This is a genomic window from Alphaproteobacteria bacterium, assembly GCA_030739735.1.
Lineage (GTDB): Bacteria > Pseudomonadota > Alphaproteobacteria > UBA7887 > UBA7887 > UBA7887.
Genome location: JASLYQ010000012.1, coordinates 1 through 12,649, shown reverse-complemented (window position 1 = coordinate 12,649; position 12,649 = coordinate 1). Strand labels below are relative to the sequence as shown.

General features: G+C 62.6%; 11 protein-coding genes and 1 pseudogene. 10 read left to right on the top strand and 2 right to left on the bottom strand.

The features are described 5' to 3' along the window. The first annotated feature begins 3 nt into the window (after positions 1–3). The 10 genes and pseudogenes from rpsR to QF629_07435 all read left to right on the top strand — a co-directional run bounded on the left by rpsR (position 4) and on the right by QF629_07435 (position 10,245). A complete protein-coding gene (rpsR, locus tag QF629_07480) occupies positions 4–267 on the top strand; it encodes a 30S ribosomal protein S18 (protein MDP6013368.1) in 264 nt (87 codons plus the stop codon). Between the two features lie 22 nt (positions 268–289). Beyond that, positions 290–925 carry a 50S ribosomal protein L9 gene (gene rplI, locus QF629_07475; protein MDP6013367.1) on the top strand — a complete coding sequence of 212 codons (636 nt, stop codon included), beginning with the start codon at positions 290–292 and terminating at the stop codon, positions 923–925. 118 nt (positions 926–1,043) lie between these two features. Next, positions 1,044–2,270, top strand: coding sequence for a cyclopropane-fatty-acyl-phospholipid synthase family protein (locus QF629_07470; protein ID MDP6013366.1), 1,227 nt, complete (start codon positions 1,044–1,046; stop codon positions 2,268–2,270). A gap of 795 nt (positions 2,271–3,065) precedes the next feature. After that, entirely contained in the window at positions 3,066–4,538 is a 1,473-nt protein-coding gene (locus tag QF629_07465) for a replicative DNA helicase (protein MDP6013365.1), read from the top strand. Continuing rightward, on the top strand, positions 4,535–5,668 hold the full coding sequence (gene alr / locus QF629_07460) for an alanine racemase (GenBank protein ID MDP6013364.1): 1,134 nt from the start codon (positions 4,535–4,537) through the stop codon (positions 5,666–5,668). Before QF629_07465 ends, alr begins: the two co-directional genes overlap by 4 nt. A gap of 44 nt (positions 5,669–5,712) precedes the next feature. Continuing rightward, positions 5,713–5,979, top strand: a pseudogene (locus QF629_07455) (ABC transporter ATP-binding protein). Between the two features lie 4 nt (positions 5,980–5,983). Further along, a complete protein-coding gene (gene radA, locus QF629_07450; protein MDP6013363.1) occupies positions 5,984–7,351 on the top strand; it encodes a DNA repair protein RadA in 1,368 nt (455 codons plus the stop codon). 13 nt (positions 7,352–7,364) lie between these two features. Next, on the top strand, positions 7,365–8,069 hold the full coding sequence (locus tag QF629_07445; protein MDP6013362.1) for a CvpA family protein: 705 nt from the start codon (positions 7,365–7,367) through the stop codon (positions 8,067–8,069). 13 nt (positions 8,070–8,082) lie between these two features. Further along, the gene (gene purF / locus QF629_07440; GenBank protein MDP6013361.1) at positions 8,083–9,537 is read left to right on the top strand and encodes an amidophosphoribosyltransferase; all 1,455 of its coding nucleotides are present in this window, start codon (positions 8,083–8,085) and stop codon (positions 9,535–9,537) included. Continuing rightward, the gene (locus QF629_07435) at positions 9,538–10,245 is read left to right on the top strand and encodes an SDR family NAD(P)-dependent oxidoreductase (GenBank protein ID MDP6013360.1); all 708 of its coding nucleotides are present in this window, start codon (positions 9,538–9,540) and stop codon (positions 10,243–10,245) included. Here the strand turns inward: QF629_07435 and der are convergent. Further along, positions 10,232–11,581 carry a ribosome biogenesis GTPase Der gene (der, locus tag QF629_07430; GenBank protein MDP6013359.1) on the bottom strand — a complete coding sequence of 450 codons (1,350 nt, stop codon included), beginning with the start codon at positions 11,579–11,581 and terminating at the stop codon, positions 10,232–10,234. The two genes, QF629_07435 and der, sit on opposite strands and share 14 nt — an antisense overlap. A gap of 8 nt (positions 11,582–11,589) precedes the next feature. Then, positions 11,590–12,649: PQQ-binding-like beta-propeller repeat protein (locus QF629_07425; protein MDP6013358.1), on the bottom strand; the 1,060-nt coding region annotated here is incomplete at its 5' end.

Here is a 12,649-nt window from a genome sequence, read left to right as displayed (position 1 = left end):
GCGATGGCCCAGCAACGCTCAGACTCACGTCACGTACCGCTGCCCCGCAGACCCTTCTTCCGCCGCCGTAAGACCTGCCCCTTCTCGGGGCCCAATGCGCCGAAAATCGACTACCTCGATATCAAAACCTTACAGCGCTTCATCTCCGAGCGGGGCAAGATCATGCCCAGCCGCATCACAGCGGTCTCGGCACCCAAGCAGCGCCGCCTAGCCCAGGCTATCAAGCGCGCGCGCTTCCTGGCACTGCTACCGTATCTAGTGAAGTAATCCAAGGCGCGAGGCGACCGCTATGGAACTCATTCTGCTCGAACATATCGAGAAGCTGGGCCAGATGGGCGATCTGGTATCCGTCAAGAACGGTTATGCGCGCAACTATCTGTTGCCACAGAATAAGGCCTTGAGAGCTTCAACCGAGAACCGAGAACGCTTCGAGATACAACGTGTCCAGCTGGAAGCCAATAATCTTGAGGCGCGCAAGGAGGCCGAATCCATTGCCAAGCGCATGGATGGCCTGTCGGTTGTTATGGTTCGCCAAGCCGGCGAGGCCGGCCAACTCTATGGCTCGGTCAACGCCCGCGACATCGCCGCCATGGTTACTGAGGCCGGGTTCACAGTGGGGCGCCGCCAGGTGCACCTCGATAAGGTGATCAAGACACTCGGTCTGCACGAGGCGCGGGTCTCCCTGCACCCCGAGGTTAGCGTCAGCGTTATGGTTAATGCCGCACGCTCCGAAGAGGAAGCCAAGCTTCAAGCCAAAGGCATCGACGTCACCGCTATGGACGACGACGAGCCGGAGACTGAGGGCGACGGAGATCTGGTGGAGGTCTTCGACGAGGCAGGCCGCTCGCCGGCCGAAACCGAAGGCGAAGGTGAGGAAGACCACTCACCGGCCGAAGGCAAAGACGAGGAAGACCTTGGCACCTAAGGCTATTTTGCGCACGCCGCAGCCTTCATTATAATGTCGATCGAACTGATGCGAGGCGCTGCAGAGGGCGTTGATCGAACGGTTTCGATGCCCGGTGCACCCTTGGCGGAGGGAAACCATGTTGGTGGAAGCGTTTTTCACCAGGCTTATCCGGTGCGGCCGGCTAACGGTGCACTATGCGGATGGGCGCAGCGAAGTTTACGGCGGCGAGCCTGGACCAAACGTAACGATACGCCTGCATAACACGGCGGTAGGCCGGCGTATCGCGTGCAATCCCAGCCTCGGCGCCGCCGAATCCTACATGGACGGCCTACTCAGCGTCGAAAACGGCGAGCTTTACGATTTCCTTGATATCGCCGCCCTGAATATCGGGCTTGGCCATCTGCCCCGCCTGTACACGTGTTTTAAGCACCTCGGGTTATGGACGCGGCGCTTCATGCAGCATAATTCGCCGCTCCGCGCACGCCGCAATGTGGCCCACCACTACGATTTGTCGGACGCGCTATATGAACTCTTTCTTGATCCTCAGCGGCAATATTCCTGTGCCTATTTCGCCGAACCTGGCCTGGACCTAGAGGAAGCGCAACGTGCCAAGATGCAATTGATTGTCGACAAGTTACTACTGGCACCTGGACAGAAAGTTCTTGATATAGGCTGTGGCTGGGGCGGCCTAGCGGCTTACCTCGCGCGCCAAGGAAACGTCCGGGTGCGCGGCCTCACTCTATCCAACGAACAGCATCGCTATGCCCAGGTGGCGGCCCGCAAAGCGGGCCTTGACGATCGGCTAAGCTTCGCGCTCGAGGATTACCGCCACGACAAAGGCCTCTACGACCGTATCGTCTCCGTTGGCATGTTCGAGCACGTCGGAATCAACTATTACGACGAATATTTTGCCAAACTTAAAGACCTCCTTTCAGCCGATGGCGTGGCGTTGTTGCACACCATTGGCCGTACCGACGGTCCCAGCATCACTGATAGCTTCATCCGCAAGTACATATTCCCCGGTGGTTACATTCCAGCCCTGTCAGAGGTGGTAACAGCGATAGAGCGTTCAGGTTTGATCATCACGGACATAGAGGTGCTGCGACTCCACTATGCGGATACGCTGCGCGCGTGGCGAAAAAATTTTCTGGCTAACCGTGAACGTGCTATGGAACTTTATGATGACAAGTTTTGCCGTATGTGGGAGTTCTACTTAGGAGGCTCTGAGACCTCCTTTCGTCACCTGGGAATGGTGGTCTACCAGATCCAGCTGACTCGGCGCCAGGATACGGTGCCGTTGACACGCGCGTATCTGCATAACGGCCAGCGTCGCAGCAACGACCACGGTATCGCAGCTAGGTAGGGCTTGACCATATGTCACGGTACTCGGTGCCGATATCGTCGGCACCTACCGCGCACTCCAGCTTCAGCTCGACAACCACGAGGTGAGGCTGATCGGCTGGCGTGAGCCTCGCACGGCAATCTCCTTCGACAATGCCAATATCATCTCGGCTGGTTCGATTATGCCTTACGCCACGCCTAGCTTGTGGAAGGCTGCGCCGAGCACCCTGACTGTTGCAATATCTTGCGGAGGGCGCAATCAGCGGAGGGCACACGGTGGCGACTGAAATGGCGCCCTGGTGAAGGCATAGCGCTGAGTCGGCCGGTCGTTGTCGGCAGACCACGCTATACAGCTGGCGCCGATGGGCGACGGCCTGCGCCTGAGCACAGAGGTCACGTTCGCCGGCCTAGGGGCGCCACCCAACTACCGGCGCATCCGGCGTCTGACCGCCAATATCAACCGATCTCTCCCCGGCCTCGGTGAAACGCTGGAGCACGAATGGATTGAGACCGGCCGGTACTCTGCGATTCTAGGCCCGCCGTAAGCCGCTCGCCGCATCACAACACGGTTTTCTATGACTGCGGCCACCTCAGCCTTATCCGGAGTGCCCTCACCACGCGCATGATCGCCAACCTGATCGGTGGAAGGAGACCCCGCTGTTGCGGCGTTCGCACTCGACCGGTTTGAGTTTTCCCCGCGTTTCTCTTTTACCCACAGGATTCTTCATTTGTTACGGCGGGAGACTGGAGTAAGACTTTAGGCATGGATCCGCATCCCTTGGCACCCGACGAGACCGAGTCCGCAGGCGCTGCAGGCATGCTCGGCACGCGTAGCCTCCCGCAGAACATAGAGGCTGAGCAGGCGCTGCTCGGAGCGCTGCTGATCGATAATGCTGCTTACGATCCGGTCTCGGTTTTTCTCGAGCCTGAGCATTTCTACGTACCGGTGCATGCGCGCATCTACGAGGCCGCGCGCGACCTCATCGTCCGCGGCCAAATCGCCAACCCGGTTACGCTGAAGTCCTATTTCGATGCGGACGAGGCACTCGCCGATATTGGCGGTACACAGTACCTCGCGCGACTGGCCGGGGCGGCGGCAAGCATTATCAACGCACGCGATTACGGCCAGGTAATACGCGACTTGAGCGTCCGCCGCAGCCTCATCCATATCGGGGAGGACGTGGTTAACGTGGCCTACGACCCGCGCGTCGAGGACAGTGCCGGGTCGCTGATTGAGACCGCCGAATCGCGTCTCTACGAGCTCGCTGAGACCGGCCACGACGAAGGCGGCTTCAAGCCCTTCTCCAGCGCCCTGACCGAGGCGGTGGCCAGCGCAGAGGCCGCCTACAAGCGCGACGGCCAGCTCTCGGGCGTGGCCACGGGCCTGATCGACCTCGACAATCTGCTTGGCGGCCTGCACCCGTCGGACCTGCTGATCCTGGCCGGGCGGCCGTCGATGGGCAAGACGGCGCTCGCTACCAATATCGCCTTTCACGCCGCCAGGAGCTACCGCGCCGAGCCCGGCACCAGCAGCAAGCTGGAAGTGGTCCATGGCGCCGTAGTCGGCTTCTTCTCGCTAGAGATGTCGGCCGAGCAGTTGGCGGGGCGCATTCTCGCCGAAGCTTCAGGCATCCGCTCGGACCATATCCGCCGCGGCAAGATGTCTAACGACGAGTTCATGCAGCTGGTTAAGGCGAGCCGCGAGCTCTCCTCAGCGCCGATGTTCATCGACGACACGCCGGCGCTCAGTGTCGCCGCGTTGCGCACCCGTGCGCGCCGCCTCAAGCGCACCCACGGGTTATCGCTGCTGGTCATCGACTATCTGCAGCTCATGCGCCCCAACCGGCGCCACGATAACCGCGTACAGGAAATCTCCGAGATCACTCAGGGCCTGAAAGCCCTGGCCAAGGAGCTCGACCTGCCGGTGGTCGCGCTGTCGCAGCTCAGCCGCGCGGTCGAACAGCGCGAGGACAAGCGGCCGCAGCTCTCAGACCTGCGCGAATCTGGCACCATCGAGCAGGACGCGGACGTGGTCATGTTCATCTATCGTGACGAATACTATCTGGAGCGCGCCGAGCCGCAGCAGCGCCAGGAAGAATCGAGCGAGCGTTTCGACCAGCGTTACGATTCCTGGCAACAGCGCTTCGAATCAGCCAGAGGGCTAGCTGATGTTATCGTTACCAAGCAGCGCCACGGGCCCATCGGTAACGTCAAGCTTCGTTTCGAGGCCGAGACTACAAGCTTCACCAACTACGCCCAGTCCACCCGGCTGCCGGAGCAGAGCTTGTGACAACAGGCGGCAATGCGCCTGCCGATGCCAAACTAATCATTGATCTGGCGGTAATCCGCCGAAACTGGCTTAAGATCGACCGTAAGATTCCTAGCAGCTCGCGCGCCGGAGCCGTAGTCAAAGCCGATGCATATGGGCTAGGAGTGGCACAGATCGCCCCGCTGTTAGCGTCAACCGGCTGTGAGGATTTCTTCGTCGCTACCGTCGACGAAGGCTTGGCACTGCGCGGCCTGTTGCCGGACGTCCGCATCAGCGTACTCAACGGCGCACCCGAAGGAGCAGAGGCAGAGCTCGCCATTGCCAAGCTGCAGCCCGCACTCAACGATCTCGGTGCCATCGAGCGTTGGCATGAACAAGCACGCCGCATGGACACTGCCTTGCCCGCCGTCATTCATCTCGATACGGGCATGGCCCGGCTCGGGTTATCACCAGACGAGGCCGCACAACTCGCCGAGCAGCCCGAGCGCCTTGCCCGGCTAACACCTACGCTGCTGATGAGCCACCTGGCCTGCGCCAACGAGGCGGGCCATCCCATGAACGGCGATCAACTCGCCCGTTTCCACGTGTTGCGCCGCAGACTGCCGGCCATGCCGGCCAGTCTGGCCGCGTCCTCGGGTGTCTTTCTCGGTGCGGAATATACTTTCGATCTGGTGCGTCCCGGGGCCGCGCTCTACGGTATCAACCCGATACCCGGGCAGCTCAATCCCATGGCGCAAGTACTGCGCCTCGAAGCAAGAATCGTGGCGCTGCGCGAGATTGACGCTCCGCAGAGCGTTGGCTACGGTGCCGCATATCGTGCCTCAGGTAAGACTCGGATCGCAACAGTTCCGATCGGCTACGCAGACGGCTTCCCGCGGGCTCTTGGCAACCAAGCGAGCGCGATGCTCGCCGACGGCGACGCGGCGTCGCCGCCTTTGCCGGTGGTGGGGCAGGTGTCTATGGACCTTGTCACGCTGGACGTCAGCGCTCTGCCGCCGGAGCAAGTTAGGATCGGCACAGCGATCATCCTGATCGGGGGGGCGCGCACACTGGATACGCTTGCCACGGAGGCCGGAACCATCGGCTACGAATTGTTGATCGGGCTCGGTCAGCGCGTGCCGCGAGCCTATCTAAACGAGGTTGCCGCATGAACCAGCTGGCACTAATCGATCGCGTCTTCCTGGCCTTTGTAGCTACCACCGAGCGCAACCCAATCATGGCCGACGTCATCGATGCGCTGATCGCCAAATACGTGCGCGACCTGGGCGCTATGGCGCTCTCGATCACACCCGGTATGATCAGCGCACGCCGCATCGCCGACCGCGTCGCCATGCTCTACAAGGACGAGATCATCTGGACCGGTGCCATCGCCGATATCAAGGACAGTGGTAATCTCCTCGTTGATCAATTCGCACATGGCAGCGCCGACCGCCCCATTCAGATGGAAGTGTGGGCGCCCTAAGTCCATGGCACGCGCCGCTTCCATCCCTACCTGCCAAGCCTGTGGCGCTGTGCATGCGAAATGGGCTGGGCAGTGCGATTCTTGTGGGGCCTGGAACACGCTTGTCGAGGAGGCCCCAGTGGAAAACCTGCCCAAGGGCCTCCGCAGCGGTGGCGGCACCCGGCTCGCACTCGAGGCGTTATCGGCACCGAGTCGGGGAACACCCCGCCGCGCTATCGGCATTGGCGAACTCGACCGCGTGTTCGGTGGCGGCTTGGTCGCCGGCTCCGCCATCCTGGTCGGCGGCGATCCGGGTATCGGCAAGTCGACGCTGCTGTTGCAAGCGGCTGGCGCTTTGGCCGACGGCGGCACCAGTGCCGTCTATGTCTCGGGCGAGGAATCAGCTGACCAGGTGCGGTTGCGGGCGAGCCGGCTAGGCTTGAGCAAATCGCCCGTGTCCATGGTGGCGGCAACCAGCGTGCGCGACTTACTCGCCACCCTGGATGCCGATGCGCCGGATGTGCTGATCATTGATTCGATCCAGACCATGTATGTGGACTCGCTTGAATCCGCACCCGGCACGGTGGCCCAGGTGCGGGCCAGCGCCCAGGAGCTAATCCGTCTCGCCAAGCGCCGCGGCACCGTGCTGCTACTGGTCGGCCACGTTACCAAGGAAGGCCAGATCGCGGGGCCGCGGGTGCTCGAACATATTGTCGACACGGTACTTTATTTCGAGGGCGAGCGCAGCCACCAATTCCGCATTCTGCGCGCTGTGAAGAATCGCTTCGGCGCCACAGACGAGATTGGTGTTTTCGAGATGACCGATGCGGGCCTCGGCGAGGTCAGCAATCCATCCGCCTTGTTCCTGGCCGAGCGCGAGACGCCGGTCAGCGGCGCCGCCGTCTTCGCGGGCATGGAAGGCACCCGGCCCCTGCTGGTCGAGATCGAGGCCCTGGTCTCGCCGTCGCCGCTGGGAACGCCACGCCGGACGGTCGTCGGCTGGGATTCGGCCCGCCTGGCGATGATCCTCGCGGTCCTCGAAACACGCTGCGGACTTGCCGTGGGCGCAAACGATGTGTATCTCAACGTCGCCGGTGGGCTACGGGTGTCGGAACCGGCCGCGGACCTGGCCGTAGTGGCGGCGCTGATTTCCTCGCTGGGAGACCGCCCGCTGCCGGAACGGACCGTGGCCTTCGGCGAGGTCGGCCTGTCGGGAGAGGTGAGACCGGTGACGCATACCGAAGCAAGGCTGAGAGAAGCGTTGAAACTGGGCTTCACGCGGGCCCTCATGCGGCCGCCACGCGGCAACGTTGCCGCCGGCATGGATTGCATCGAGATCGCGCGACTGCCAGATATGGTTCAGCAACTTGCCGACGTGTCAGACTTAACGTAGCGGGCAGGGGATCATGGAAATGCTGGGCTGGATCGATTTGCTCGCTGCCGGCATCGTTCTGGTATCGGCGATCTTTGCCTTCCATCGCGGTTTTGTCCGCGAGGTGCTGGCGATAGCCAGCTGGGTGGGCTCGGTAGTGTTTGCCGTGTACTTTTTCGATGCCGCTCGCCCCCATGTGGCCGAATATCTGCCAGACGAGCTACTCATCAATATTGCCACCGGCGCTGGGCTGTTCGTTGGCTCCCTCGTTATCTTTTGGCTCGCCATCCACCTAGTCGTCGCCCACGTCAAGGCGAGTGCCTTGAGCACGCTCGACCGCTCACTCGGCTTCCTATTCGGCATCGCCCGCGGCGTCATCGTCGTGGCCGTGGCCTTCATCGGCGGCGAGAAGCTGATCTGGAACGAAGAAGAGGATACACGCCCCGATTGGCTAGAAAGCGCCCGCAGTCTACCCTTGATCGAATATACGGCGCGGCAGATCGTCGCATTCATCCCTGAAGAGTGGGAATTCCCAGTCCACGATATTTTGCCGGCTACGCCAGAGGAGCTGGCACGGCCGCCTATAGCAACGGCAGACACCCCGGCCGAGGATCCGGGCTATAGCAACGAGGTGCGCACACAGATGGAGCGCGCCATCGAGGGCACCAGCGACGAGACCACGCCCGAAACACCAGCGCCCGCGGGTACCGTGCCCGAGACGGGCGCGGACTCCAACTAGTAGAGGGCGACCCGTGGCCCCGCATCATCCCTGGGATGACAACAAGCTCAGAGAAAAGTGTGGAATATTCGGCGTTTACGGCCATCCTGAGGCCGGTGCCCACACGGCATTGGGCCTACATGCCCTGCAGCACCGCGGCCAGGAAGCCTCCGGCATCGTTAGCTACGATGGCCGCGTCTTCCACGCCCACCGCGGCATGGGGCATGTCGGCGACATTTTTTCCGATCCGGCCGTGATAACCCAGCTCCAAGGCGACAGCGCTATCGGGCACAACCGCTATTCCACACAGGGCGATACCGTGTTGCGCAACGTGCAGCCGATCTTCGCAGACCTGGCCGGTGGCGGTCTCGCCATCGCCCACAACGGCAATCTGACCAACGCGCTCGAAGTGCGGCGCCAACTGGTTCAACGCGGCTGCATCTTCCAGTCGACCATGGACTCCGAGGTCATCGTCCACTTGATCGCCACCAGCCTAGCCAGCGGTTTTATGACCCGCCTAGTCGATGCGCTACGCCAGCTCCAGGGCGCATACTCCCTGATCATACTCACCGACCAGGCGATGATCGGGGTGCGCGATCACTGCGGCGTACGGCCGCTCACGATCGGCGCGCTCGACGGTGGCACCGTCCTCGCCTCCGAGAGCTGCGCCCTCGATATCATCGGCGCCACGGTCGTGCGCGATGTCGAGCCGGGCGAGGTGGTGGTGATCGACAAAGCCGGCATTCGCAGCACCAAGCCGTTCGGCTCTGCGCGCTCGCAGTTCTGTATCTTCGAATACATCTATTTCTCGCGCCCCGACAGCGTCGTCGAGGGCCGCAGCGTCTATAGCGCACGTAAGCGCATCGGCGCAGAGTTGGCACGCGAGAGCGGCGTGCCCTGCGATCTCGTCGTGCCGGTGCCGGATTCCGGGGTGCCTGCGGCCATCGGCTACGCCGAGGAGGCGGGTGTGCCCTTCGAGCTCGGCATCATCCGCAACCACTATGTCGGACGCACGTTCATCGAGCCGACGGATTCGATCCGCCATCTCGGGGTTAAGCTCAAGCACAATGCCAATCGCGCCACGTTGGCGGGCAAGCGGGTGGTCTTGGTCGATGATTCGATTGTGCGAGGCACCACCTCGACCAAGATTGTGCAGATGGTGCGCGAGGCCGGCGCCGCAGAAGTGCATATGCGCATTGCTAGCCCGCCAACGACGTTTTCCTGTTTCTACGGTGTCGATACGCCGAAGCGCGAGGACTTGCTGGCCTCACAAATGGGAATAGACGCAATGGCGACGCACATCGGCGCCGATTCAGTGCGCTACATCACCATCGACGGGCTCTATCGCGCCATGGGCAAGGCCTCGCGCGATGACCAGCAGCCACAATTCTGCGATGCCTGTTTCACCGGTGAATATCCGATTCCGCTGGTCGATCGCGACGGCGGCGAGGGGTCCTCTCAACTGTCTCTACTTGCCGAGGGCACCTGATTGCCAGGCTTTGACGGACGCATCGTCTTGATTACCGGCGCCTCACGCGGCATCGGCGCGGCGGTGGCAGAGCGCTTCGCTGTAGAAGGCGCCCATGTTATCGCCGTAGCGCGGGACGACAAAGGACTGACGACCCTCGACGAGCGCATCCGCGCAGTCAGCGGTTGTGCCCCCACCCTGGTGCCTCTTGACATCACCAATGGCGAGGCCGTCGACCGACTGGGTGGCACCATCGCCGAGCGCTATGGCCACCTTGATGTGCTGGTGGGCAATGCCGCCTTGCTCGGCGATCTCAGTCCCCTCTCCCATATCGAGCCACGCGCCTGGGATCGGGTGCTCGAGGTCGATCTCAGCGCCAACTGGCGCCTGATCCGTGCCACCGACGCGCTATTGCGTGCTGCCAACGCCGGCCGCGCTATCTTCGTAACCTCGGGCGTAGCTTCGCGGCCACGTGCCTATTGGGGGGCCTATGCTGTTGCCAAGGCAGGACTAGAAGCGCTGGTGCGCATCTATGCCGCCGAAGTCGCCAAGAGCAAGGTCCGCGTCAACGCTCTGGATCCTGGCAAGGTGCGCACCGCCATGCGTGCCAAAGCCATGCCTGGAGAGGACCCGGAGACGTTACTGACACCCGACGCCGTCACCGATGCCTTCCTCGCCCTCGCCGGCCCCGACTGTGAGCACAACGGTGACGTGGTCAAGGCGCAGTGACGTAAGGGTTTTTGCCGGCGCGAAAATGTAGGCGGATCGGCGTCCCGGTGAGATAGAAGGCGGCACGTAGCTCGTTCACGAGATAGCGGCGATAGGACTCGGACACGCCTTTGGGGCGGTTGACGAACAGTGCGAAGGTCGGCGGACGGGCTGAAACCTGGGTCAGGTATCGCATCTTTACCCGCTTGCCCTTATCCATGGGCGGCGGGTGATGGGCTAGCACTTCCTCCAGCCATTGATTGAGCTTGGCGGTAGGCAGCCGCCTGGCCCAAACCTCGCGCGCCGCGAACGCGGTCTTGACGAGGCTATCGAGTCCATCACCGGTACGAGCCGATATCGGCACCGCGCGCAGACCACGCAATTGCGGCAGGGCGGCCTCGACCTGTTCAGCGAGCTGGCGGCGGACAATATCGGGGTGCTCAACGAGATCCCACTTGTTGGCGGCAATAAGTAGCGCCCGCCCTTCATTAGCGATGGTCGAGGCAATCGATAGGTCTTGCCGCTCAAGCTGGCGCATCACATCGACCACAAGCATGGCGACATGGCAGACCCGAACGGCGCGCAGGGAATCGGCGACCGAGAGCCGCTCCAAGGCCTCGACGACACGGGCACGCCGACGCATACCCGCAGTATCGACCAGCACCACATCGCGGTCCTGCCAACGCCAGGGTATCTCGATCGCATCACGGGTGATGCCAGCTTCCGGCCCGACCAGCAGCCGCTCGCCACCGAGCAAGCGATTGATCAGCGTTGATTTACCGACATTCGGCCGGCCGACCACAGCGATGCGCAGGGGTCCTTCCCCGCCATCGTCTTCCGCCTCGGCCGCGTCCACCTCAAGCACAGGCAAGGCCCCAACTAGAGCCTCGTAAAGCTCGCCTAGGCCCTCGCCGTGTTCGGCCGAGATCGCTACCGGCTCGCCAAGCCCGAGTGCCCACGCCTCAGCGACACTCGCCTCGGCCGCCTTGCCTTCAACCTTGTTGACCAGCAGCCGTACCGGCTTGTCGTGGCGGCGCAGCCAATCGGCGAAGTGGCGATCATGCGAGGTCAGTCCGGCACGGGCATCGGTCACCATCAGCACCAGGTCGACCTCGCCCAGCACGGTCTCGGTGCTGACCAGCATGCGCCCCTCTAGGCTCTCTGCGTCGGCGTTTTCGAGGCCCGCCGTATCAATGACGCGAAACCGTGCCGGACCCAGACTCGCCTCACCCTCGCGCCAGTCACGTGTCACCCCCGACCGGTCATTAACCAAGGCCGCATGGCGTCCGACGAGGCGATTGAAAAGGGTGGACTTGCCCACATTTGGCCGACCGACAATGGCAACGGTAACCGTCATAATGCGCGCTAACGTAGCGCCAGCAGATCGGCCCCCGTGGTGAGCAGATAGAGCGTGCGATCCGCCACCACAGGCGACACGCGCACCCCCTCCGGCAGGAGCTGGCGCCCGAGCACTTCGCCGGTATAGGGCGAGATTGCCACGGCATCACCCTCACTACCGACCACGACCAGTCGGTCGCCGGCCAGCACCGGACCGCTCCAGACAATCGAGCCCTCGCGCTCCTCCGGATTAGTGTAGCGTGGCAGCCCGGTAACCCAGCGAATTCCCCCGTCTCTCCGCCGCAGACAGGCGATCTGCGCATCCGTGGTGACAACAAAGATGAAGTCACCGGCCACCCAGGGGGTTTGCGCACTCGGCACCTCGCGCTCCCAATCGCGCAGACCCGACCGCAAGTTGATCGCCACCAGCCGGCCACTTTGGCTGATTACGATGACTAGGCCACGGTCGATCACCGGATCGGCATCGATATCGCTGAGATCGGTACGCGATCCTAAGCGTCCCCGGAAGACGAGCGAATCGGACCAAGCCAGCCGGCCGTTCTCAACGCGTAGCGCTACAACTTCGCCGGAGGAATAGGAGGCAACTACCAGATCGCCGCTTACCGCAGGCACAGCACTGCCCAGCAAGCCAGCAGATTCGCTAATGCCTTCATGGGTCCATAACAAGCTGCCATTGCCAGCATCGAGCGCGAAGAGACGATTGTCGAAGGTCGTCACGAAGACGCGGCCATCGGCAACCGCGGGCGCGGCACGCAGCGGCACGCCGATCTCGAATGACCAGACGTCTCTGCCCTCGCTGGCACTGAGCGCGACCACTTGTCCGTACGCCGTGGTGGCATAGACCACGCCGTTGGCATAGGCAACACCGCCACCGAGGCTCGCTTCGTCTTCCTCATCTTCGGGAATCAGCTCGCGCCGCCAGGCGGGCGAACCCTCAGCCAGCGACACCGCAACCACCGTCGATTCCGCATCAAGCAAAAAAACGCGCCCGTCGGCGACGACCGGCGACGAGAGAATCAAATTGTCGTCGCTCTCACCCTCACCGACCGTCCGCCGCCAGTCCAGA